This window comes from Labrenzia sp. PHM005 (assembly GCF_006517275.1).
In the GTDB taxonomy this organism is placed as follows: Bacteria; Pseudomonadota; Alphaproteobacteria; order Rhizobiales; family Stappiaceae; genus Roseibium.
In genome coordinates this window covers 5823805-5844324 of the sequence record NZ_CP041191.1, presented here as the reverse complement: position 1 = coordinate 5844324, position 20520 = coordinate 5823805, and the positions used below count along the sequence as shown (strand labels likewise).

Sequence of the window (20520 nt, the reverse complement as noted above, 5' to 3'; positions counted from 1 at the left end):
GTTTATGGTGCCAGAATTGGCACCGTCTTATCGGCTAACCGGATTTCCAGCGGCGTGACCCCAAACGGGTCTCCATCGACTTGGGCGGCCACCGGAGTCTGGCTTGAGATAACCGCTTTATTGAAAGGGTGGACAGTTGCACCCTTCGCCTTGTGGATGCGGCCGAGCATCAATGCGATGCTGTAACGGATAGACGACCACGGATCATCACGCTCCAGAACGAGCATGTGCAGCCTCTGATCGGTCACCCCGCCCGGGCAGATCACAAATGGTCCACCATAATGGCGGGCGTTGCTGGCAACCGCGAACTTTCCATCGATCGGATCTGCGCCATCAAGGGAGACCGTCACCGGCGTCCCTTTCCGCTTCAATCCGATTTTGAACGCCGTGATAACGTAAGCGAGTTTTTTCAGCTTTCGTTTTAGCGCGAGTGGCACGGCATGAACGACTTCGGCATCAAAGCCAGCAGACGCCATCAGGACAAAGGGGCGGCCATTGGCGAGGCCATAGTGCAAGGGTCTGGTTTTTTGGTTCAGAATGGTCGCTGCGATATCATTCGCCTTGTGGGGCAAGCCAAGTTCCAAGGCCAGGACATTGGCCGTTCCAGAGGGGGCGACCGCGAGGTTCGGTACGAAGTCCTTGCCATGAAGCCCGGTAAGGGCTTCATTCACGGACCCATCGCCGCCGGCAATGATCAGTGTACCAGCCGTTAAATCTGCACTGGCGCAGACTTCACCGATTTCCCCGGCGTGGGTTGTGAGCCGCAGCTCCACGTGGCGCCCTGCGGCTTCAAGCTGCTTTTTAAGATCCTGGAGTTTAGGCCCGTTGTAGCCACCGGATGTAGGGTTGGCCATAATGAGCACGGTTCCGGCAGCACTTGGTGGCCCTGTCCGTGTTGTATCGGGTGCTGTTTGCAGCAAATCGTTCACCAGTGATCCTCGCCTCGTGAATTAGTGCTGCAGCTTTAGCTGTATTTGTAGGGTTCCATACCGCCGCGGGCGAGTTCGTCCGCGCGTTCATTGTCCGGATGCCCTGCATGACCCTTCACCCAGTGCCAGGTGACATCATGGCGCTCCCTGGCCGCATCCAGCGCCTGCCAAAGGTCTGCGTTTTTGACCGGCTTGTTGGCAGCTGTACGCCAGTTCTTCCGTTTCCAGCCGTACATCCACTCACTGATGCCGCTGCGCACATAGGTGCTGTCGGTGTAAAGATCGACCGCGCAAGGGCGTTTCAAGGCGTTGAGTGCTTCGATGGCTGCGGTGAGTTCCATCCGGTTGTTGGTGGTTTCTGCTTCGCCGCCGTTCAATTCCCGTTCGTGCTCACCAAAGCGCATGATGACCCCCCAGCCGCCCGGTCCCGGATTTCCCGAGCAGGCGCCGTCGGTATAGATCGTGACCCGGTTTTCCTGGCTCATCCTTCAAGTCCGTAAGCTTTGGCGCTGTCGACGGTTTGGTGAAAGCGCAGTTTCTTGACGTATTCCATCGGATCTTTCGGTGTCACAAGGGCCCCTTCCGGCACACTCAACCAGTCGTATAGACGGGTCAGCAAGAACCGAAGAGCGGCACCACGGCACAGGATCGGCAAGGCATCGAATTCCGCAACCGTCAGCGGGCGCACGGAGGTGTAGCCTTTCAACAGTGCGCGCGCCTTGGTGACGTTGAACGCCAAGTCGGCTTCAAAACACCAGGCATTGAGACAGATAGCGATGTCGTAAGCGAGTGCATCGTTACAGGCGAAATAAAAGTCGATCAGCCCGGACAATTCATTGTTTAGGAAAAAGACATTGTCCGGAAAAAGATCGGCGTGAATAACACCGGACGGCAGATCTTGCGGCCAGATAGCTTCAAGCTGATCAAGCTCTTTGGTGATTTCGGTGCCCAAGCCCGGATGAACCGTGTCGCAGCGGTCAGCGCTCTGATTAAAAAGCGGCCGCCAGCCGGATAGATCCAGAGCATTCTTGCGGGTTAGCTCGTAATCGGCCCCGGCAAGATGAAATGCTGCCATGGCTTTGCCAAGCTCTGCGCAATGCTCCGGACGTGGCCGTTTGACCGACATGCCCTGCAAGAAGGTTACAAGGGCTGCCGGCCGCCCAGCTAGCGTTCCCAGCAATTCGCCATCCTTGGAAGCCACCGGTGTCGGGCAGGACAAGCCCTTGCCGGCCAGATGCTCCTTCAGTTTCAGGAAAAACGGCAGGTCGTCCGGGTTCACCCGTTTTTCGTAGAGCGTGAGGATGAAATAGGCCTTGTCAGTCTGAACGAGGTAATTGCTGTTCTCGACGCCTTCTGCAATTCCTTTATAGGATAGAAGTTGTCCGACATCATATTTCCCGATGAAGGCATTGAGCTCTTCATCGCTGACTTCCGTGTAAACGGCCATGTTGTTATCCGGTGGCTTTTTGCGGCTGCGCAGGAATATCACGCAATTCGCGTGGCAGGTTAAAGGCGATGGTTTCTTCCGCGGTTCGATGAATTTCCACGGTGACATTAAAGCGCGTTTCAAAAGCGCTGATGATCTCTTCCACCAGGGTTTCCGGAGCAGAGGCTCCGGCGGTCAGGCCAAGGCTGCTGACGCCGTCGAAATCGGACCACTTAATCTCGCTGGCCCGCTGCAGCAGGACAGCGATCCGGCATCCCTCACGTTCAGCGACCTCTCTTAGGCGTTGCGAATTTGAGGAATTTGGCGCACCGACCACAATCATCGCTTCAACATCGGGCGCCACATGTTTGACCGCTTCCTGGCGGTTTGTCGTGGCGTAGCAGATGTCTTCCTTGTGAGGTGCGACAATGCTTGGAAACCGGTCTTTGAGGGCGGCAACGATGCCTGCGGTGTCATCAACCGACAGTGTCGTTTGAGTGATGAACGCCAGTTCCTTGTCCGTTTTCGGAACAAAACTTCGCGCATCGTCCTCGGTTTCGATCAAAGTGACGGTGCCTTCCGGCAATTGGCCCATTGTGCCGATCACTTCCGGATGACCTGCATGGCCGATCAGAAGAATTTCCCGTTCGCGCCGGAAATGAATCTCGGCTTCTTTATGCACTTTGGAGACCAGCGGACAGGTCGCATCCAGATAGAACATTTTGCGCGCCTGGGCATCGGCCGGCACGGATTTCGGTACGCCATGAGCGGAAAAGATCACAGGCCGGTCGGCATCTTCTGCTGGGATCTCTTCCAGTTCCTCGACAAAAACGGCGCCTTTGGCTTTCAGCCCATCCACGACAAACTTGTTGTGCACGATCTCGTGACGCACATAGACCGGGCGGCCGTATTTCTGAAGCGCCAGTTCAACGATTTGGATTGCGCGGTCAACGCCGGCGCAAAAGCCCCGAGGCGCGCACAGCTTGATCGTTAAAGAAGGTTTGTTGGTCATGATGCCCGTTTATAAGCCTTGTTTGGCGCAATAAGGGCTTGGCAGGGTGTTCTGTCAAGCCGCTTCCCACCCTTTCCATATATGTCACTGAGTAACAAATGCCCGTGCCAGTCTCGCCAAGCCGCTGGCCACCTGCTATGAAGCTGCGCCTAGTACTTAGTTTCCAACGGGTCGATGATGATCAAGGCTTTCCTTTCGCTGTCTAACGTCAACTATAAAGCGGGTCTTTCTGCAGGGCTTTGTGCTGCATTTCTTGCAGGCTGTGGGTCCGCTGGTGATCTTGCGGAGAATGTAATTTCCGGTGGTGCGGAACCGGTTCAGGTCTCCTCGCAAACGTTCGCGCCGCCCGTTCCGTGCCCGCCGCTACAGCTGAAGAATGGTGCCTATTTGATCCGCAAGTTCCAACGAGGCAAAGAAGGCGAACGGGATGCGTTGATCTATCAGGCGCTTGTTGAAGATTGGGCAGCAAGCTGTTCGCGGGCCGATGATGGTCAGCGGCGCGTGAAACTCGGATTCTCCGGCGATGTTACGCCCGGACCGGCTTGGTCTGGCGGCGATATCGTCTTGCCCATGCGTGTGAATATCCCGGTCTCCACAGACCCTAAAGAAAAGCCGCTTGTGTCTGAAGTCCTGCAAATTCCGGTTTCAATTGAGACAGGCGGGCGCGGTCAGCGCTGGACCATGGTGGATGAGAGATTCGTTATTCCCATGGACCAGGGCAGGAAAATCGAATTCGGCTTTACCGACAAAACAAAACGCTGACGCCTAACCCGATTACTCTTTAGCCAAAAGGCTAAGCCAAGGGTCAATGGAGGGTTGCTGAGTCATATTGACAAGGTTGAGTCGGCCAACCACAATTGCTGCAACTGCCGGGGTCGTTCCCCGGTAATCGTGTAATGCGCACGGCAACGCCACTGCGGGAGAGGCCAGGTGAAAAGTTCCTGGCGCCGAAGGAGCAACCGCCCCGGAAACTCTCAGGCAAAAGGACCGCATGGGCTCAAACGCTCTGGAAAGCAGTGATCTGCGCCGACAATTGCGTAGACTGCTCACCGAAGGAGTAACCGCCAGGTTTTTTGGGAGCTGACGGGAAATCTCTCAGGTACTCGGACAGAGGGGGGCAAACGAACCGGATCCGTTCGCGGTATGGTTCGCGAGTGCGCAATCCCTAACGCGAGGGCTGTTCATGGCGGACACCGTTGCAGATACCGATCTGAAACAAACGCCCCTTCACGACCTTCATATCGAGCTTGCCGGCAAAATGGTGCCGTTCGCCGGCTATTCCATGCCCGTTCAATACAAGCTCGGCATCATGGGCGAGCATCTGCATACCCGTGAAAAAGCGGGATTGTTTGATGTTTCACACATGGGGCAGGCATTTCTGGTCGGTCCAGATCATGAGACAACGGCCCGTGCCCTTGAGGCCCTGACCCCGTCCAACTTCGTTGAACTTGGGCTTGGCCGGCAACGCTACACTGTTCTTTTGAACAACGAGGGCGGGATCCTTGATGACCTAATGGTTACACGCTCGGTTTCCGAGGACGACGATGGGCGTTTGTTCCTGGTGGTCAATGCGGCACGCAAGGATGCCGACTATGCGCATTTCCGCGCCAAATTGCCGGACAATGTGAAACTGGAGATCGTTGAGGACCGGGCCCTGATCGCAGTCCAAGGTCCCGAAGCGGTTGCAGCTGTTGCTGCGCATGCACCTGCTGCTGCGGACCTAGGCTTCATGTCCGCTGCCCCAATGGAATTTGATGGCATTGCCTGCCACATCGCGCGCGCCGGTTACACCGGTGAAGACGGTGTGGAAATGTCGGTCCCGGCAGGGGCTGCCGAGGCAATCGCCCGCGCGCTTTTGGCCGATGACCGGATTGAGGCCATCGGTCTTGGCGCTCGTGACAGCCTGCGCCTTGAAGCCGGACTTTGTCTTTATGGTCATGACATTGATGACAGCACGTCACCGGTCGAAGGCAACATTACTTTCTGTATGCAAAAGCGCCGCCGCGAAACCGGAGGGTTTCCCGGTGATACGCGAATTCAAAACGAACTTGCGGACGGCACGGCGCGCGTGCGCGTTGGCCTGCGCCTCGACGGCAAGGCCCCGGCACGTGAAGGCGCTGAGATTGCTCTGCCAGAGGATGGCCCGGTGATCGGTACTCTGACCTCCGGCGGATTTGCGCCGACCGTCGGTGCGCCAATCGCCATGGGATACGTTTCAGCCGAGCATGCGGCCACCGGTACCAAACTGGACCTGATTGTGCGGGGCCGCCGCCTGCCGGCAACAGTTGCGGATATGCCGTTTGTGCCAAACCGCTACCACCGAAAACCGAAATCTTAAAAACACTCCAGAGAACGGACAAAACAATGACGACATATTTTTCAAAAGACCATGAATGGATTGCAGTAGAAGGTGACACAGCCACCATCGGGATCACCGGATATGCTCAAGAACAGCTGGGTGACGTTGTTTTTGTTGAGCTGCCGGAAACCGGCAAGGAGCTATCCCAGGGTGATGAAGCGGCTGTGGTTGAATCCGTCAAGGCGGCAAGCGAACTCTACGCGCCAATCGATGGTGAAGTGACTGAAGCCAATGAAGTGCTTGCCGACGAACCGGCGAAGGTCAACGAAGACCCGGAAGGTGCTGCTTGGTTTATCAAAATGAAAGTTAGCAATGAAAGCCAGCTGTCTGAGCTGATGGACGAAGCGGCCTACAAAGCCTACGTCGAGACACTTTGAACTATGGCGGGGCATTTTTATACAGCGGTGATCGAGTGGGCGTGTGATGGCGACTATGCCGCCAACGCCTATTCTCGAGGTCACATCTGGCAGTTTGACGGTGGGTTGAAAATCCCAGCAAGCGCATCGCCGACGGTGGTGCCTTTGCCCCATTCGATTGAAGCAGCGGTTGACCCGGAAGAAGCACTGGTTGCCGCGATTTCTTCCTGTCACATGATGTCGTTTTTGGATCTTGCCCGGAGGGCTGGCTACAATATCGCCAGCTACCGGGACAACGCCACGGGCGAAATGAGCCGGATTGCCCGGGGCAAAATGGCGATCACCAAAGTGGTCTTAAAACCCGAAATCACTCTTGTTGCAGACAGCGAACCTGACCCGACCTGGATTACAGATCTGCATGAAAAGGCACACGATGTCTGCTTCATCGCGAATTCAGTGAAGTGCGAGATTGTGGTGGAGGAGCAACCGGTCCGCCTGACGGCGCCATGATTCTAGCTCGGCAGTTCTTCGCTGCCGAGTGCATCTGACGCGCAGCTACTCTTCGACAACAGCTTCTTGAAGGACGCAGGCGTGACCGCACTCGATTTCGCCAAGGCGATGATCGACGAGGGCTATCACCCGATAAGCACGTACTTCGCTCTGGTTGTGCATGGCGCAATGCTGACCGAGCCGATAGAATCGGAGAGCCGGGCCGCGCTCGATCTGTTCGTGGCGACCATGCGCGATCTGGTGATGAGTGCCAAGCGCGGCGAGACTATGCGCTTCTCCGGCGCGCCGTATCTCGCCCCGCGCCGCCGTCTCGATGAAACGGGGGCTGCCCGCAAGCCGATCCTGAAATGGACCGAGCCGGAACCGGCCCAGGTGACGCCGGAAGCAGTGGAATAGCTTGTCAGTCTTCAATAATTCGCGCCCAAACATACAAATGGGTTGCGAAGTAACTTAGAGATGCGTTCTAATATCCCTCAATTATTAATTATAATTGGGGGATATTTTTATGCCTGATGAGGAACAAGAAAAATCGCGTGATAGATTAGTATTCAGGTTAGTTTACCTTGGATTTGTTATTAGCGGGTTGATTGCTGTTGTTGTTATTGGTGGCGTGATTTACTTGTCGCTTTTTGGTCCGACAGATACTGACGGAAATCGGCTTGAAATTCCTTCGGTGCTGGAAAACTGGGGTGGAATAATAGTAGGATTTTATTTTGGAACATTCGTAAGCCTTATCAAGGATTATATGAAAGCAGGGAAATAATGTTATCTAGTTGATAGGTTTTTCCAGGCGAGGAAGTAAATCAATTCCATAAACCGTCATGTCGCTTTCTACTTTAGAGCTTGCGTTTTTTATGACTATGTCATGGTTTTCACCAAAAGAACTCTTTAATTCTGTTCTGATTCTTTCTCGATCAATCGGCCCTAAATTGTCGGGGTAATAGAATTTGTACTCAAGGCGTATTGCTATGGTTTTTTCAATCTGAAATGCGTTTTTGGCGGTGACATTGTTATTTATCGAATCTTTGCAAATCGGTCCGAGATTGGCCAATATACGATTATATTCTCCTTTATCTTCTAAGAAGAATTCTTTCTGTTCTGAGATAAATACTGATCCATCTCTAATTAAGCTAGCAAGTGTGGGGAGACCAAAATTTTCAATTCTATTTTTATCGAGGTTGAATTTTCTTCTTGTTGATGAGAAGAAGTTGCTGTTTATATTCCTATCTTTTAATTTAATATCTAAAGTTGGTTTGAACGTTGAGTGCTCTGGAGTGCAAAGGTACCCGAATTTTGAAAAATTAAATATTGTGTCTGTGGGACTGTAATCTAATCTATGTACAAATGCACCAGGAACGAATTTAAGTTCTTTGTCGGTTGGTGACCAATCTACAAGTATATGTTCATATTGTGAAACGATTCTACGGATTGTATCAAATACTTCATCTTCACTTGAATAAGCGGTGTGTGGGATAATCGTAATGAATGCAAACACATACAGAAACCATCGCATGCTAAGTACCTCTAATTTTTGTTAGTTGTATGCAGTTTACATGGCATGGAGAAAATACCCTGAAGACGCAAAGGCTGATTAAAGCTGAGCTGCAATTATAAGTGTAGTTCCGTTGGGGTGTCCACTTCTCGATGCTGATTGAGCCGACGGAATTAGAGAGCAGGGCCGCGCTCGATCTGTTCGTGGCGACCATGCGCGATCTGGTGATGAGTGCCAAACGCGGCGAGACAAAACGCTTCTCCGGCGCGCCGTATCTCGCCCCGCGCCGCCGTCTCGATGAAACGGGGCTGCCCGCAAGCGATCCTGAAATGGACCGAGCCGGAACCGGCCCAAGTGACGCCGGAAGCAGCGGAATAAGCTTTCTGCAAATTTCCGAAACCAAGGGCGGGCAATTTGTCTGCCCTTTTTCGTGAACACCTTTGAAGATGGGCCGGCGCGCGAGCCCCTCACCCCGGCCCTCTCCCAATGGGAGAGGGGGCATGCCGGGTTTGCGGAAATGGGCGCGTTTCCACTTGCTGCTGAAGTCACCTCTCCCATAGGGAGGGGCCGGACCGAAGGTTCGGGTGAGAGGCGTAGTTTCCATTTTATGCACTTAATAGTTGTGTTATCTTGGTGTTGCGCTGGCCGGCGCCGCCTGGGTTCCTTGTGGCGCTAGAGGCCGCGCTGTGACACCGGCAGGGAGGCAGAGCCATGGCTGGTACACCCCGCAACATCATCTACTACAACCGCAACAATGTGCCCCTCGACGGGATCGTTGGAAGTGCGTTTACACATGTCATTCTGGCAGTCGTCGTGCCGACGGTGAGCGGCGGCATCGATACGGCTGTCATTGACAAATTCCTGTCTGAGCCCGGGGTCGTGCCGAAACTGAAGGAAAACGGCAAACGGAAGGTTCTGTTCGCTTTGGGCGGTGATGAAGATTACATTCCGGCCGGAGCTTGGAAGAGCGCTTCATTAAATGTCAGCTCATTCGCAAAATCTTTGGTTGATTATGCAGTGAAACATGACTTCGACGGCATTGATATTGACTTTGAAGATACAGCGTCACTTCAAAATCCGGCGGCGGCATCTTATGACGCCAAAAAGTTCCTGATTGCACTGTCCAAGGAGCTCAAGGCGGCGGTACCCCCAGGCAAGAGCCTGATCGTGACCCACGCGCCGCAGGCGCCTTATTTTGATCCGGCCTGGAAAGAAGCGCCGTATTCGCAGATCGCTTCGGCGGCAGGCGATGCTATCGACTGGTTCAACATCCAATATTACAACAACGGCACCTGGTACAACGGCAACACCAATGACGGTCCGGCGCAAAAGGAAAAGATCACAGGTCTTTCCGGCAGCACGCCGCCGGGCTGGTCGATCCTGGCTTTGTCGGAGCAAGCAGCAACACCGGTGGAAAAATTGGTTTTGGGGCGTGTCACCAGCCTGGATAATGCCGGCCTTAACAAAACCATGGCCGGATACTTGAGTGCCGCCGACACGGTTACGTATCTGGTTCAGCCTCTGATGAGCCACTTTGGCGCCAAATTCGGCGGTGTGATGGCGTGGCAGTATTCATTGCATGTGAGCTCGACCGAAACCGCCAACAGTTGGGGCAAGACGATACAGGGGGCGCTCGAACAAGCTTTGGCCGACGCATGATTTCCGGCTGCTAAGGGATTTAGCCAGCCCCATCGATCCATTCAGCCACAGCTCTATAATATATTGACAATATATTTGTCATTATGACATATATATTGTCATGATAAAATCAAGCAAACCAAAATCCGCTGAGCTCTATGAACTGGTGCGGCTGATCCGGCCCGTGCACCGCCGTCTTGCGCGGGCGGTGGAGGCGAATCTGGACGGGTCTGGCATCTCTGTTGGCATGCGCGCCGTCATGGAAGTGCTGGAGGAACTCGGCCCGATGTCTGTGCCGGATATTGGCCGGGTGCTGTTTTTGGCGCGCCAGCAGATCCAGCTGTTGGTGAACCAGCTGGAAAGTTTGCATCTTGTGGATCGCCGCCAAAACCCGGCCCACAAACGCTCACCACTTTTTGGTCTCTCTGAGAAGGGGCACACCGTTTTTGGCGGCATCCGCGCCAGGGAAAACGATGCCATGGACGCGGTCAGCGAACTCTTTTCCAAGGATGAGCTGCAGGCTTCCCAGCGTGTCTTATGTGCCATGCTCGATCATTTTGCCGAATTTGAAGACGATCCGGACCGCCCACGCGGCCTGGAATGAATCTCTTGAAATCAGGAGCGGACAATGTCGCTTTTAACGCTTGTTTTAATTGCCCTTTCAGCGCCGGTTTTGGCGGCGGTTGGTTATTTTTTCTGGGTCGTTAAAATCTCCAGCGCCCCGACAAAGGGCGCACTGATCGACAGGGCAGCCCGGCCAAAGACCGCGCTCCTTGTCATCGATGTGCAGGAGGACTTTACCCGCAACGGCCCAAAACCCTATCCCGATGAGAAACGGGCCCAAGCGATTGACCGGATCAACCGTGACATTGAAGCGGCACGGCAAGCCGGCGAGGATGTTATCTTTATCAAGCAGGTTTTCCGCCATTGGCCCGCCATTTTGGCAATGAAGCTTTTGATGGGCGGCATCGGCACACCCGGGCGCAAAGGGCTGGCCTTTGATCGGGATCTCAACGTCGGCGACGCGCCGGTTTTTGAAAAGCCGATTGGCGATGCGTTTTATAATCCCGAGCTTGTGGCTTACTTGGCACAGCGGACTATCGGTCACCTCCGCCTGACTGGGTTGGACGCCTGTCAATGTGTCCAGTTCACCGCCAGAGGGGCGATGAACCGGGGGTATTCGGTCGACATTGTTGAACCGGCACTTCTAACGGTAACACCGGAAAAATGGCCGTCTATCAGAACGGCACTCACGGACCTTGGGGCTGTTATCCAGACAGCATAACAGGTCTATTCGGCTGCCGCTGTCGCCGTTTCGTGAGCTCTCAACAGTTCCGACATCCAGCTGTCACGTTTGTGTAGGAAATGCTTCAGGTCCTCAGCATAGGTGTCCTTCACAGCACGTTGAACGGAGGGACGGCTTGCCAGCTCAACACGCCAGTTTTTGGTGTTCTTCAGGTCATCCAAAACGGTCAGATGTGTGAAGCTTTCAAAAACATCGAAATACCTGAACACGGGTGCAAAGGCACAATCGACCAGTGAAAAATCCTTGCCCGAGAAGAAGGGGGCATCTGGCGAAAGTGCCGTTTCAAGGTGTTCGAATTTCGATCTGAGATTTGCTTCCGCTGACCGGAAAGCCTCTTGATCTTTCGCGTTGTAGAGCGTTCCAATTGCATTCAGGATCTGCGACGCAAATTCAATATAGGCCCGGTGCCGGGCGCGTTCCGCCGGATCTTGCGGATGAAACGGCACTCCGATGGTTTCATCCAGATATTCCAGAATGGGCGCGGATTCAAAAAGGTAGTTGTTGTCCGCAATCTTGAGCAGCGGAACCTTGCCAAGCGGCGAGACGCGTTTGAACCACGCGGGTTTGTTCGCCAAATCAATGTAGATGCGCTCAAAAAGCTGGTTCTTTTCGTCCAGCAGGATCGCGGCACGCTGAACGTAGGGGCACAGCGTGTGACTGACGAGGGTGAGGGATGTGGCCATAAGAGACTCCAGTTTCATGCAGATGCATGGATATATAAATGCGGCTGCATGAAAATCAAGATTGATGCATCTGCATTAAACGCCTATCAGGGTGCATGGATGAAAAGACAGCCCACGAAACACCGGATTTCATGGACGCTTGGGCCCGCCTACAACGGGCAAGTACGGCGGTTCTGGATCGTGTCGAAACACAGCTGAAAGCGGACGGGTTTCCGCCTTTGAGCTGGTACGACGTCCTCCTGGAGCTGCGCCGGGGACCTGAAAAAGTTCTGAGACCAATCGAGATCGAAAAACGGGTGTTGTTGGCTCAATACAACGTGTCTCGCCTGATCGACCGGCTGGCTGCCGCTGGCCTGGTCGAAAAACAGGCAGCCCCAGACGATGGCCGGGGAAAGGTCATCTGCTTGACCTCCAAGGGCACGGATTTGCTCGACAAGATGTGGCCCGCCTATGAGGCCGCTGTCCGGCGTGAGTTTTCCGATTACCTATCGCAGGAAGACGCAGCGGATCTCTTGAGAATTCTGGGCAAGGTCCTGCCGAAGTAAGAGGTGGAAACATCTGAAACTCGGTCTGGTTTTGAATGTCCCGAAAAATTTGTTTTGGCAGGGTGGCTTGACTCTGAGCGCTCCTTCGCGCATCTAAACTGGCATGACCAAGATGACCGCATCCTTCGTGTATTTTTATTACGTCACCGACATACCGGCGGCTGCGTAGGATCTTGCTCTGACAAATCAAACCTAAAAAGCCGCCGCGTCAGGCGGCTTTTTGGTTTTTAGATGCCGGCCCCTGGCGGGAACTCCCGAAAGACCCAGGAAGCCGAAAATGACCAAACACATGATCGAAGCCGGTAAGCCGGCGACCAAACTCAAATCCGAAGCCCTATCGGTGCTGCTGGAGCGCGGGCTCGTGCACCAGGCAACAGATCTGGAAGCCCTCGACAAGCGCCTCACCGACGGATCGATCACCGCCTACGCAGGGTTCGATGCCACGGCCGCCAGCCTGCACGTCGGCCATTTGATGCCGCTGATGACCCTGCGCTGGCTGCAAAAACTCGGGCACCGGCCGATTGTTGTTTTGGGCGGTGGCACCAGCCAGGTCGGCGATCCGAGTTTTAGAAATGAGGCCCGCCCGCTTCTGGAAGAGCGCCAGATCGCAGCGAACATCGCCACCATCCGCCGGTCGGTGGAACGGCTCGTCGACATGGACGGCCCGGACGGCGCGCTGCTTGTCGACAATGCAGAGTGGCTCAACGAGTTCCGCTTCCTTGAATTCCTGCGCGACTACGGGTCTCAGTTCACCGTCAACCGCATGATGACCTTCGACAGTGTGAAATCCCGGCTGGAAGCGCAGATGCCGCTGACGGTTTTGGAATTCTGCTACATGATGCTGCAGGCGGTTGATTTTCTGGAACTCGCCAAACGCCACGACTGCGTTCTGCAGGTCGGTGGCTCGGACCAGTGGGGCAACATCGTCAATGGGGTCGAGCTTGGCCGCCGCGACGGGCGCAAGTTGCATGGCCTGACTGTACCTCTTCTGACCACGGCCAGCGGATCCAAGATGGGTAAAACCGCTGCTGGTGCCGTCTGGCTGCATCCCGAACACCTGTCGCCCTTCGGCTTCTGGCAGTTCTGGCGCAACACGGCTGATGCTGATGTTGCCAAATTCCTGCGCCTGTTCACCGAACTGCCGATGCGCGAAGTTGAGCGCCTGTCAGAACTGCAGGGCGCAGAGCTGAACGAAGCCAAGAAAATCCTGGCAACGCAGGTGACGGCCATTGTGCATGGCCCGGAAGAAGCAAGGGCGGCACTTGAGCAGGGCGATGCACTGTTTTCCGGAGATGCGGAGCTGATCGAGCCGACGCACACCATGGCTCTGCCAACATTGGCTGAAGGCCTAGGCCTTCTGGAACTGGTGGTGGCAGCCGGCTTTGCTGCCTCCAACGGCGAAGCCCGGCGCCTGGTGGAAGGTGGCGGTGTCCGGCTCAACAACCGGGTGGTCGACGATGCCCGCCGCCGCATTTCCTCCGGCGACCTTGGCGCCAACGACCGGCTGTCACTCTCTGTCGGCAAACGCCGCAAAGCACTGATCGGGTTTGAATAACTTACGTTGGTGGGTCGCAGCAGGATGGGTGACCCGCCATCACCCCAGATTGCAATTTGTCCCCGTCAACTTGTCGGCACAGCATTTTGAACGCGTTGATTTTCTGAAGGAAACGGCGAGCGGCTGCGATTTTCTGAAAATCTTAGGCACATAACGAACGTGCGGATCACTCAGATGTCTTTCAATTATAATGAGTAAAGTTATAACATTACAAATGTGAGGTTTTCGATCTGGAGTAAAGAATGTCATTGGTTGAAGCCATTGAAGGTGCATCGTCGGCAAACACACACCACAAAAGCAACAGCGCGCACCGCCGGCCGAAGCGGGAGGATGCCGAAGCGGCGGTCCGGGTGATGATCGAGTGGGCAGGGGATAATCCGGACCGGGAAGGTCTTGTTGATACGCCAGCCCGGGTTGTGCGGGCCTATGAAGAGTTTTTCGAAGGATATCAGACTGACCCAGTCGAAATGCTGCAGCGGACCTTTGAAGAAACAGACGGTTATGATGACCTGATTGTTCTGAAAAACATGCGGTTTGAATCCCACTGTGAACACCACATTGTGCCGATCATCGGCAAGGTGCACATCGCTTATCTTCCGGCCGGACGGGTCGTCGGCATCAGCAAATTGGCACGTGTCGTGGAGGTCTTTGCCAAACGCCTGCAGATCCAGGAAACGCTGACGGCTCAGATCGCAGATGCCATCGACACGGCTCTGAAACCACGCGGCGTTGCCGTCGTCATGGAGGCTGCCCACATGTGCATGACCACCCGCGGCATCAAAAAGCCGGGCGTTTCCATGATGACCCGCCGCATGCTCGGCGCGTTTTCGACGGACAAAGACCTGCGGCGGGATTTTCTGAGCTCGATTGCTGGATCACAGGAAACATTCGGCTGAACAACAGGTTGAGGGCTCGGGTTTGTCCCGGAGCCCCCAGATTGCTGACAAACCCATAACTCTTACCGCTGTCATCAACTCACCGCTTTGATGACGGCTAAGGGGATAGTAGGCCTCTGCCGCACGCACCGCCGTCATTACCCGGCTTGACCGGGTAATCCATACCGTGGCGGAGCCGCAAACAGCGCCGTGCTGTTTGGAGATGCAACGGTATGGATCCCGCATCACGTGCGGGATGACGGAAAGTGTTGCGCCGACTAGCCTAACCTTCTCGCGGTCATCCCGACCAAACATAGCGCGAGCCGGGCTCGGAGAGACAAAAACTTATCATTTTTAAATAGGTCCGGGCTCACCGATCCCAGGTCTCTGCTTTCGCTCCGCCCGAGATGACCGGCGGGTGGTAGGTCATCAAGCGCGGGGCTCCAATTTTCACTGGAGCCCCGCGTTTTGATTTTGAAGGGTTTCAGGAGCGCGTCAATTGTGCCCGGTACTCTTGAACCGGTAGGCCGCCGACGCCCCAGTCTTCCAATTTGACTTCTTCGATCACGACAAAGGTGGTGGCTGGGTCCTTGTCCAAAACATCGACCAGAAGATCCGTCGCGCCTTTGATAAGGTCAGCTTTTTGTTCTTTGCTGACCCCTTCGTCGGTCACTTGAATATGGACATAGGGCATGGGTCAAGCGCTCCCTGTTTGACGTGGGATGATCTGAAAAATCTTCGACATGATCTGCCAGCGGCCGTCTGTGCGCACAAAGGTCAGAAAGTCGACAAAGTCACTTTGACCGATGGAGCAGCGCACGCGGGCAAACGCGGTGTTGTCACCGGCGAGCTGGATTTCCTCGATGGTATCAGTGCGAACCTCGCCGCGTGAGGCGGGCGACTGACGCGCCGCGACAACCGGCACATACTCGTCCATGGTCCGGTGGAGCAGGGGGGGGTCATCGGCAGTCGCATAGACCGCCTTGGGATGAAACACTTTTTGCAGCAGTTCCGTGTCGCAATGATAAAGCGCGTCGAAATAGTCGGAAATCACCGGCTGAAGCTCAACGAATGCGCTGCTCATGCGGCCAGCCCTTCTTCTTGAAGCGCACGCTGGGTCGCCGGGCGGTCCTTGATGCGCGCGACGTACCGCTCGGTCCGCGGCCATTCGGTCAAGGGAATGTTGAGAAAATTCGCCCAGTTTAAGATTACAAAGGCGTAGGCATCTGCCACCGAAAACGAACCGCCCAGAAGATATTCGCCGTCTTTTGGCAGCATCGCTTCGAATTGAGAGATTTTCGCCTTCAACGCTTTGAGGTTCTGGGCAGTCTGCTCGTCTGAGAAGGTCTTGCCGGAGAAATACGGCCCAAAGGCCTTGTGCAATTCCGAGGTCAGGAAGCTGAGCGCTTCCAGCATCCGGAACTTTTGCAGCGGATCGTTGGCATTGGCGGCGGACAATTCCGGATAGGTATCAGACAGCCAGGACAGGATAGCGACATTTTCGGTGAGGATAGACCCGTTGTCGAATTTCAGGGCGGGTACATAGCCGCGCGGATTGATCTGCGCGTACGCCCCGCCGCTTGCTATTTCGCCTTTGTCCGTATCCACTTTCTCAAGAGCATAAGTGGCATTGACCTCATTCAAGAGGATGTGTGCGGCCATGGAACAGGCGCCTGATTTGTAAAAGAGTTTCATGGATTGGCTCCGTCGGTTTGTGATGACGGGAAGATGCGGACTAAAGTTTCTATTGACAAGTAGGTAACCAATGGTAACTAAGAATATCGAGTTACCGCGGAGAAACCTCTGCTTGTTTGACGTACTGCCGGAGCGAGACCTATGGCGTTGAAAATGCGTAAGAATCAAAGCCCGAAGCCGCCAGCGCCCTGCCTGTTGACGGAATGCATGCAAGTCATCGCAGGCGCCTGGGCACCGAATGTCATCTGGTGCCTACGAGCCGGCCCGCGCCGCTTCAGTGAACTCAGAGCCGATATTCCGCCGGTCTCTGCCAAGGTTCTGTCGGCCCGCCTGAAGGAACTGGAAGACAGGCAGGTTATCCAACGCCATGTCCGCCCAACCTCACCGCCCTCGGTTGAATATGAACTGACGGAAATCGGCGAAGAACTCATTCCGGCGCTCGAAGGAATTGTCCGTGTCGGCCACAAACTCAAGCAACGCAGCGGCTATTATAAAAGCGAGGAGGCTGCAGAGGATTATCTGGCGCAGGCGCTTGAACCTGCGTGAGAGGTGCAGGAACTTTAGGCAGGGTGCATATAGCGCTTCAGTCAATCCCGGCACAGCAAAGCGGAGACCGGGGATCCACGCGTTTGCAGAGCCTTGAGTTAGGAAAACCTGGGCTGCGGCAAGTTGCACGGAGAGTAGATCCCCGGACGACCCGGGGATGACAGTCCTCACTGTTCCGCCTGACAAAAAGAAAACTTATCCACGCTCGGAAATCCGCCCGTATGCTGTGTTCTGTTCCTGTCCCACGGGGCCGAGAGTGGACCGTCCGTTCGCGGTGGCAGGAGCCGGAGGCTTGGCGCAGTTCTGAGGTAACGGATCAGACGGAGCGCCACCAGCAGTCAGCCGGTTATTTGGTCCGTATCCGGGTTCCAGACGGAGACGGCTTAGGCCGGAAGATTTTCTCTGATTGCCCGGACCGCTTTCTGGTGCGGAAAAGCAGAGAAAAGACAAGACAGCTGGCCGGGAAAAGCCTTCGGGCAGGCGCGGCGCCTTGCCATTTATCCCACTACCCACCGATCGCCCGGCAAGTCCGGCGCGCCTGCCACCCCGTTCATTTCGGACGGATTTCTATACTTAGAACGCCGGGGTGATCCGCCCGCGGCGAGATTTGTGCTGCGCGCAATTTGATATGCCCCCCAGGCTCAATTTCGTCGTTTTGAGCCGTGCCCGGTCCCTCGCTAAATTCAACAGTTGCTCAGGTGAGCCGGGTTCGCGATTCAATGAATTATTAGCATTGACTCTAATTAGAGAATTTTCTAATTAAAAAGAGGAAGGAAGATGCGGTGAACAAGGTTTTTGAAGCACTGGCACACCCGGCTCGGCGGAAAATCTTAGCTTTGCTGAAGGGTGGCTCTATGGGCGCAGGCGAATTGGCGGATCACTTCGATCTGAGCAAACCCACCATGTCAGTCCATTTCAATAAATTGAAAGACGCAGAATTGGTGACCACACAACGTGATGGGACCAACATCATTTATTCGCTCAACATGAGCGTGTTGGAACAGGCGTTGAGTGGAGTATTGGATCTGAAGGATCACCTCAATGAAGGTAAAAAGAGTTCATAGCAGTCTTGTCTTGGTGTTGTTGGCTGCGCTGTGGTTTTCAGCCTTACTTGGGCTGATACTGATTCCGCATGATGCAGAACTGCCTGTTCATTGGAACATTCATGGAGACCCGGATCTGTGGGCGCCTGCATGGTTAGCCGTCTTGTTCATGCCATTGACAGGGACGTTCGTGACACTGTTTATCACCGCTTTGCAGACGTTTGGCGACAAGTCCAAGGTGGACGGTGGTTTTTACATTGTGCGGTCCGCTAGAAGCAGTGTGCTGGCATTGCTGCTTGGGATTCAGGTTACATTCTTGTTGATCGGTCTTGGTGAGCCGGTCGATATCATGAGTGTCGTCGCCACCGGGACGGGTGTCCTCTTTGCGGTCGTCGGAAACAGTCTGCCGAAGTCCCGTCCCAACCAGATTGGCGGCTTGAGACTACCCTGGATCATGCAGGACGAACAATGCTGGCAAAGGACACACATTTGGACAGGCCGGTTCATGATGCTGTCGGGTGTTCTTTTGATATTTGGGGCGCTCAGTATTGAAACTCCAGAGCTTCTGGTCACGGCCATTTTGATTGCGGCTTTGTTTCCCTTGCTGGCCGGGACACTGATCAGTCTTCGCTGGCGAAGTCCTGGTCATTAGCAAATGCAAAAGAAAAGCGGCAAAGGCCGGCCAAACGGGCGGCCTTCGCCGCTTTTGGGCCGATGAGAACCTCTCTTCTTAAAGGGCGCCCAACTTGTCCGGTTTGCAGGCGCATCAGCATGTCTTGGTCTGCTGATGGCCCGGAGGCAACATCTCCCGGCCTCATCGCGCTTACAGCCGCCTGAGGCCAGGCGCAGGATAGGTATGTTTGTTGTTGGCGCCGACCAGGAAGTTTCAATTCCGCCCGGCAAGTCCGGCGCGCCTGCCATTCCGGGTGGTGTGAGCGGTGACCAATGATAAACACTCCATTGATTTCACTTTATTGCATTGCGTGTAATATACACATATTGTAGAATGCACATATGATGGATTACGAAAACATTCCGCTGTATTGGATCAACCGGCTGGGATTTCAGGCCCGGAAGGAATTGTCCCGTTTGTTTCGGGCGTCAGGCTACGATGTGAGCCCGGAGGAGTGGGCCATTCTGTTGGTCCTTTGGAGCAAGGGGCCGCTATCTCCCGGCGCTATCTCGGAACTGACAATCAAGGACCGCACCACTGTCACCAGACTGGCAGACGCCATGGTTCGCAAGGGCCTTGTAGTGCGTCGGGAGGATCCAGAGGATCGGCGTAAGCTTCTGGTAGATGTCAGCGAAAAAGGTGCGGTCCTGGAGCGGCACCTGGTTCCGCTGGCCCAAAAATTGGTTGCCCGAGTTCTCGCCGGAATTCCGGACACGGATATTGAAATAACTTTGAAAACATTCCGGAAAATGAGCGCGAACTTGCGCGATGGGCCGGAGGGCTAAGATAGGGAGTGCGTAAAATGGCAGGGTACAACTACGGTACGTTTTCACCGGATGATTATGACTTTGACACAGTTGAAGGGCCAATCGCCGGACAAAAGGCGCCGGATTTCGAATTGCAAACGACAGACGGTGGCAAACAGCGTCTGCTTGCCTTTGAAGGGGAGTATCTGGTGCTTGAGATGGGGAGCATCACTTGCCCGCTATTTCAGAGCCGGCGCACCATAATGGAAGCGCTAGAGAGCGAATTCCCGTCTGTTTCAAATGCAGTTCTTTATGTGCGTGAAGCGCATCCGGGTCAGCTTATCAAAGGGCATGAAAGCCAGTGGGATAAAACTGCATGTGCCCTGCGACTGAAAGAGGAAGACCGCGAAAGCAGAATTATCTTTGTCGATGATTTCGACGGAAAAGCTCACGTCGCGTATGGCAGTATGCCGAATGCAGTGTTCATCATCAACAAGAACGGCTGCGTTGTTTTCCGCTCTGAATGGAATAATCCGTCGGCAACACGCAAGGCCCTAAAGGCGTTGACCGCCGGGCGGGAGGTCCGGGTAAAGAGTTACTTCCGGCCCGCAGTTCCTAAAACGGTGCTGCGCACATTGCGCAAAGCTGGCCGGGGGGCTGCTTCCGATTTTTTCAAGGGATTGCCGTTTCTTATCTGGACGAATGTCATCAAAAGAAACCTGCAACTCCTGTTGAACCGAAGCTCCAGCATTTCAGGGCGAACGACCTGCTGATCGAAAACGGCTCATCTAGAGCACGCCGCAATTAATTGGATCCATTAGGAGCATATTGATCGGAAGGGGCTGGGCAGATTTGATCTCTGGCGTCGTTGATGTGCGTTTGTGGTGATCACACCACCGCACACATACCACCTGGCCAGAAATCAAATGTGCTCCGGTCAAATGAAACCAATTATAGGCGACGTGCTCGAATTCCCGTGCCAGTTTTTAAGAATAAGGGCGGCTAGCAGCTGGGTTCAGGCCATGCTTATACAGCGACCGCCGCCAGGAGGCTGCGATACGCGACAAGGCAGGGGCCGACCCTGATTGAACGGTCCTCAGAACCGTTTCAACGTGTTCCTGTGCACCGGAA

Annotated in this window: 25 protein-coding genes, 2 pseudogenes and 1 riboswitch; of the genes and pseudogenes, 18 read left to right on the top strand and 9 right to left on the bottom strand. The window is 54.7% G+C overall.

The features are described from left to right. Window positions 1-2: 2 nt before the first annotated feature. From FJ695_RS26450 to ispH, 4 genes are read right to left on the bottom strand one after another with little or no spacing between them, the layout of a single operon-like run. Window positions 3-929 (bottom strand): diacylglycerol kinase family protein, encoded by a 927-nt coding sequence (locus FJ695_RS26450; RefSeq protein ID WP_209010827.1) that lies wholly within the window; start codon window positions 927-929, stop codon window positions 3-5. A 35-nt stretch (window positions 930-964) separates the two neighbouring features. Next, window positions 965-1414: a ribonuclease HI gene (gene rnhA / locus FJ695_RS26445; RefSeq protein WP_141188239.1), complete on the bottom strand. Its 450-nt coding sequence runs from the start codon at window positions 1412-1414 to the stop codon at window positions 965-967. After that, the gene (thrB, locus tag FJ695_RS26440; RefSeq protein ID WP_141188238.1) at window positions 1411-2376 is read right to left on the bottom strand and encodes a homoserine kinase; all 966 of its coding nucleotides are present in this window, start codon (window positions 2374-2376) and stop codon (window positions 1411-1413) included. The genes rnhA and thrB overlap by 4 nt, the downstream gene beginning before the upstream one ends. Window positions 2377-2380: 4 nt before the next feature. Beyond that, window positions 2381-3367, bottom strand: a complete 987-nt coding sequence (ispH, locus tag FJ695_RS26435; protein ID WP_141188237.1) for a 4-hydroxy-3-methylbut-2-enyl diphosphate reductase — start codon at window positions 3365-3367, stop codon at window positions 2381-2383. 174 nt (window positions 3368-3541) lie between these two features. Here ispH and FJ695_RS26430 point away from each other — a divergent pair, with 174 nt between their 5' ends. From FJ695_RS26430 to FJ695_RS26405, 6 genes and pseudogenes are all read left to right on the top strand, one after another. Further along, window positions 3542-4129: a hypothetical protein gene (locus FJ695_RS26430; protein WP_209010826.1), complete on the top strand. Its 588-nt coding sequence runs from the start codon at window positions 3542-3544 to the stop codon at window positions 4127-4129. A gap of 145 nt (window positions 4130-4274) precedes the next feature. Continuing rightward, window positions 4275-4367: riboswitch (glycine riboswitch) on the top strand. Between the two features lie 183 nt (window positions 4368-4550). Further along, window positions 4551-5705, top strand: a complete 1155-nt coding sequence (gcvT, locus tag FJ695_RS26425; RefSeq protein ID WP_141188236.1) for a glycine cleavage system aminomethyltransferase GcvT — start codon at window positions 4551-4553, stop codon at window positions 5703-5705. 26 nt (window positions 5706-5731) lie between these two features. Beyond that, on the top strand, window positions 5732-6103 hold the full coding sequence (gcvH, locus tag FJ695_RS26420) for a glycine cleavage system protein GcvH (RefSeq protein WP_141188235.1): 372 nt from the start codon (window positions 5732-5734) through the stop codon (window positions 6101-6103). 3 nt (window positions 6104-6106) lie between these two features. Continuing rightward, the gene (locus FJ695_RS26415) at window positions 6107-6592 is read left to right on the top strand and encodes an OsmC family protein (RefSeq protein ID WP_141188234.1); all 486 of its coding nucleotides are present in this window, start codon (window positions 6107-6109) and stop codon (window positions 6590-6592) included. 42 nt (window positions 6593-6634) lie between these two features. Next, window positions 6635-6988, top strand: a pseudogene (locus FJ695_RS26410) (aminomethyl-transferring glycine dehydrogenase subunit GcvPB); the annotation flags it as partial. Between the two features lie 109 nt (window positions 6989-7097). Beyond that, the gene (locus FJ695_RS26405; protein WP_141188233.1) at window positions 7098-7355 is read left to right on the top strand and encodes a hypothetical protein; all 258 of its coding nucleotides are present in this window, start codon (window positions 7098-7100) and stop codon (window positions 7353-7355) included. Window positions 7356-7361: 6 nt separating this feature from the next. Here the strand turns inward: FJ695_RS26405 and FJ695_RS26400 are convergent, their stop codons facing one another. Continuing rightward, window positions 7362-8105 carry a hypothetical protein gene (locus FJ695_RS26400; RefSeq protein WP_141188232.1) on the bottom strand — a complete coding sequence of 248 codons (744 nt, stop codon included), beginning with the start codon at window positions 8103-8105 and terminating at the stop codon, window positions 7362-7364. Between the two features lie 119 nt (window positions 8106-8224). Between FJ695_RS26400 and FJ695_RS26395 the strand changes: the two are divergent. The 4 genes and pseudogenes from FJ695_RS26395 to FJ695_RS26380 form a co-directional block, all read left to right on the top strand. Further along, window positions 8225-8462 (top strand): annotated as a pseudogene (locus FJ695_RS26395) (aminomethyl-transferring glycine dehydrogenase subunit GcvPB); the annotation flags it as partial. A gap of 333 nt (window positions 8463-8795) precedes the next feature. Then, window positions 8796-9743: a glycoside hydrolase family 18 protein gene (locus FJ695_RS26390; RefSeq protein WP_141188231.1), complete on the top strand. Its 948-nt coding sequence runs from the start codon at window positions 8796-8798 to the stop codon at window positions 9741-9743. A 100-nt stretch (window positions 9744-9843) separates the two neighbouring features. After that, a complete protein-coding gene (locus FJ695_RS26385; RefSeq protein WP_141188230.1) occupies window positions 9844-10326 on the top strand; it encodes a MarR family winged helix-turn-helix transcriptional regulator in 483 nt (160 codons plus the stop codon). A gap of 24 nt (window positions 10327-10350) precedes the next feature. Next, entirely contained in the window at window positions 10351-11007 is a 657-nt protein-coding gene (locus FJ695_RS26380; RefSeq protein WP_141188229.1) for a cysteine hydrolase family protein, read from the top strand. Between the two features lie 5 nt (window positions 11008-11012). Here FJ695_RS26380 and FJ695_RS26375 read toward each other — a convergent pair whose 3' ends face one another. Continuing rightward, window positions 11013-11711: a glutathione S-transferase family protein gene (locus FJ695_RS26375; RefSeq protein WP_141188228.1), complete on the bottom strand. Its 699-nt coding sequence runs from the start codon at window positions 11709-11711 to the stop codon at window positions 11013-11015. A gap of 95 nt (window positions 11712-11806) precedes the next feature. Here FJ695_RS26375 and FJ695_RS26370 point away from each other — a divergent pair, with 95 nt between their 5' ends. From FJ695_RS26370 to folE, 3 genes are all read left to right on the top strand, one after another. Next, window positions 11807-12256, top strand: coding sequence for a MarR family winged helix-turn-helix transcriptional regulator (locus FJ695_RS26370; RefSeq protein ID WP_209010825.1), 450 nt, complete (start codon window positions 11807-11809; stop codon window positions 12254-12256). A gap of 277 nt (window positions 12257-12533) precedes the next feature. Next, on the top strand, window positions 12534-13811 hold the full coding sequence (tyrS, locus tag FJ695_RS26365; RefSeq protein WP_141188227.1) for a tyrosine--tRNA ligase: 1278 nt from the start codon (window positions 12534-12536) through the stop codon (window positions 13809-13811). A 242-nt stretch (window positions 13812-14053) separates the two neighbouring features. Beyond that, window positions 14054-14707, top strand: coding sequence for a GTP cyclohydrolase I FolE (gene folE, locus FJ695_RS26360; RefSeq protein WP_141188226.1), 654 nt, complete (start codon window positions 14054-14056; stop codon window positions 14705-14707). Window positions 14708-15170: 463 nt separating this feature from the next. Here folE and FJ695_RS26355 read toward each other — a convergent pair whose 3' ends face one another. Genes FJ695_RS26355 through FJ695_RS26345 form a run of 3 tightly spaced genes read right to left on the bottom strand, consistent with a single transcriptional unit; the run spans window position 15171 to window position 16381 of the window. After that, complete coding sequence (locus FJ695_RS26355; RefSeq protein ID WP_141188225.1) at window positions 15171-15380, bottom strand: 4-oxalocrotonate tautomerase family protein; 210 nt, start codon at window positions 15378-15380, stop codon at window positions 15171-15173. 3 nt (window positions 15381-15383) lie between these two features. Beyond that, on the bottom strand, window positions 15384-15770 hold the full coding sequence (locus FJ695_RS26350; RefSeq protein ID WP_141188224.1) for a nuclear transport factor 2 family protein: 387 nt from the start codon (window positions 15768-15770) through the stop codon (window positions 15384-15386). After that, complete coding sequence (locus FJ695_RS26345) at window positions 15767-16381, bottom strand: glutathione S-transferase C-terminal domain-containing protein (RefSeq protein ID WP_141188223.1); 615 nt, start codon at window positions 16379-16381, stop codon at window positions 15767-15769. Before FJ695_RS26345 ends, FJ695_RS26350 begins: the two co-directional genes overlap by 4 nt. Window positions 16382-16534: 153 nt before the next feature. On the opposite strand from FJ695_RS26345, the gene FJ695_RS26340 reads away from it, so the two are divergent. From FJ695_RS26340 to FJ695_RS26320, 5 genes are all read left to right on the top strand, one after another. Further along, window positions 16535-16927 carry a helix-turn-helix domain-containing protein gene (locus tag FJ695_RS26340; RefSeq protein WP_247653743.1) on the top strand — a complete coding sequence of 131 codons (393 nt, stop codon included), beginning with the start codon at window positions 16535-16537 and terminating at the stop codon, window positions 16925-16927. Window positions 16928-17709: 782 nt separating this feature from the next. Continuing rightward, the gene (locus tag FJ695_RS26335; protein ID WP_141188221.1) at window positions 17710-17991 is read left to right on the top strand and encodes an autorepressor SdpR family transcription factor; all 282 of its coding nucleotides are present in this window, start codon (window positions 17710-17712) and stop codon (window positions 17989-17991) included. Next, window positions 17969-18622, top strand: coding sequence for an SdpI family protein (locus FJ695_RS26330; protein ID WP_141188220.1), 654 nt, complete (start codon window positions 17969-17971; stop codon window positions 18620-18622). Before FJ695_RS26335 ends, FJ695_RS26330 begins: the two co-directional genes overlap by 23 nt. Before the next feature lie 362 nt (window positions 18623-18984). Continuing rightward, the gene (locus FJ695_RS26325) at window positions 18985-19428 is read left to right on the top strand and encodes a MarR family winged helix-turn-helix transcriptional regulator (RefSeq protein ID WP_141188219.1); all 444 of its coding nucleotides are present in this window, start codon (window positions 18985-18987) and stop codon (window positions 19426-19428) included. A 17-nt stretch (window positions 19429-19445) separates the two neighbouring features. Continuing rightward, window positions 19446-20162, top strand: coding sequence for a deiodinase-like protein (locus tag FJ695_RS26320; protein ID WP_141188218.1), 717 nt, complete (start codon window positions 19446-19448; stop codon window positions 20160-20162). The last annotated feature ends 358 nt before the right edge of the window (window positions 20163-20520 follow it).

What these genes read in the sequence shown, in the direction of transcription:
- rnhA (WP_141188239.1), bottom strand. Translation starts at nt 1,414, where the DNA reads ATGAGCCAGGAAAACCGGGTCACGATCTATACCGACGGCGCCTGCTCG.
- thrB (WP_141188238.1), bottom strand. Translation starts at nt 2,376, where the DNA reads ATGGCCGTTTACACGGAAGTCAGCGATGAAGAGCTCAATGCCTTCATC.
- ispH (WP_141188237.1), bottom strand. Translation starts at nt 3,367, where the DNA reads ATGACCAACAAACCTTCTTTAACGATCAAGCTGTGCGCGCCTCGGGGC.
- FJ695_RS26430 (WP_209010826.1), top strand. Translation starts at nt 3,542, where the DNA reads ATGATGATCAAGGCTTTCCTTTCGCTGTCTAACGTCAACTATAAAGCG.
- gcvT (WP_141188236.1), top strand. Translation starts at nt 4,551, where the DNA reads ATGGCGGACACCGTTGCAGATACCGATCTGAAACAAACGCCCCTTCAC.
- gcvH (WP_141188235.1), top strand. Translation starts at nt 5,732, where the DNA reads ATGACGACATATTTTTCAAAAGACCATGAATGGATTGCAGTAGAAGGT.
- FJ695_RS26415 (WP_141188234.1), top strand. Translation starts at nt 6,107, where the DNA reads ATGGCGGGGCATTTTTATACAGCGGTGATCGAGTGGGCGTGTGATGGC.
- FJ695_RS26405 (WP_141188233.1), top strand. Translation starts at nt 7,098, where the DNA reads ATGCCTGATGAGGAACAAGAAAAATCGCGTGATAGATTAGTATTCAGG.
- FJ695_RS26400 (WP_141188232.1), bottom strand. Translation starts at nt 8,105, where the DNA reads ATGCGATGGTTTCTGTATGTGTTTGCATTCATTACGATTATCCCACAC.
- FJ695_RS26390 (WP_141188231.1), top strand. Translation starts at nt 8,796, where the DNA reads ATGGCTGGTACACCCCGCAACATCATCTACTACAACCGCAACAATGTG.
- FJ695_RS26385 (WP_141188230.1), top strand. Translation starts at nt 9,844, where the DNA reads ATGATAAAATCAAGCAAACCAAAATCCGCTGAGCTCTATGAACTGGTG.
- FJ695_RS26380 (WP_141188229.1), top strand. Translation starts at nt 10,351, where the DNA reads ATGTCGCTTTTAACGCTTGTTTTAATTGCCCTTTCAGCGCCGGTTTTG.
- FJ695_RS26375 (WP_141188228.1), bottom strand. Translation starts at nt 11,711, where the DNA reads ATGGCCACATCCCTCACCCTCGTCAGTCACACGCTGTGCCCCTACGTT.
- FJ695_RS26370 (WP_209010825.1), top strand. Translation starts at nt 11,807, where the DNA reads ATGGATGAAAAGACAGCCCACGAAACACCGGATTTCATGGACGCTTGG.
- tyrS (WP_141188227.1), top strand. Translation starts at nt 12,534, where the DNA reads ATGACCAAACACATGATCGAAGCCGGTAAGCCGGCGACCAAACTCAAA.
- folE (WP_141188226.1), top strand. Translation starts at nt 14,054, where the DNA reads ATGTCATTGGTTGAAGCCATTGAAGGTGCATCGTCGGCAAACACACAC.
- FJ695_RS26355 (WP_141188225.1), bottom strand. Translation starts at nt 15,380, where the DNA reads ATGCCCTATGTCCATATTCAAGTGACCGACGAAGGGGTCAGCAAAGAA.
- FJ695_RS26350 (WP_141188224.1), bottom strand. Translation starts at nt 15,770, where the DNA reads ATGAGCAGCGCATTCGTTGAGCTTCAGCCGGTGATTTCCGACTATTTC.
- FJ695_RS26345 (WP_141188223.1), bottom strand. Translation starts at nt 16,381, where the DNA reads ATGAAACTCTTTTACAAATCAGGCGCCTGTTCCATGGCCGCACACATC.
- FJ695_RS26340 (WP_247653743.1), top strand. Translation starts at nt 16,535, where the DNA reads ATGCGTAAGAATCAAAGCCCGAAGCCGCCAGCGCCCTGCCTGTTGACG.
- FJ695_RS26330 (WP_141188220.1), top strand. Translation starts at nt 17,969, where the DNA reads ATGAAGGTAAAAAGAGTTCATAGCAGTCTTGTCTTGGTGTTGTTGGCT.
- FJ695_RS26325 (WP_141188219.1), top strand. Translation starts at nt 18,985, where the DNA reads ATGATGGATTACGAAAACATTCCGCTGTATTGGATCAACCGGCTGGGA.
- FJ695_RS26320 (WP_141188218.1), top strand. Translation starts at nt 19,446, where the DNA reads ATGGCAGGGTACAACTACGGTACGTTTTCACCGGATGATTATGACTTT.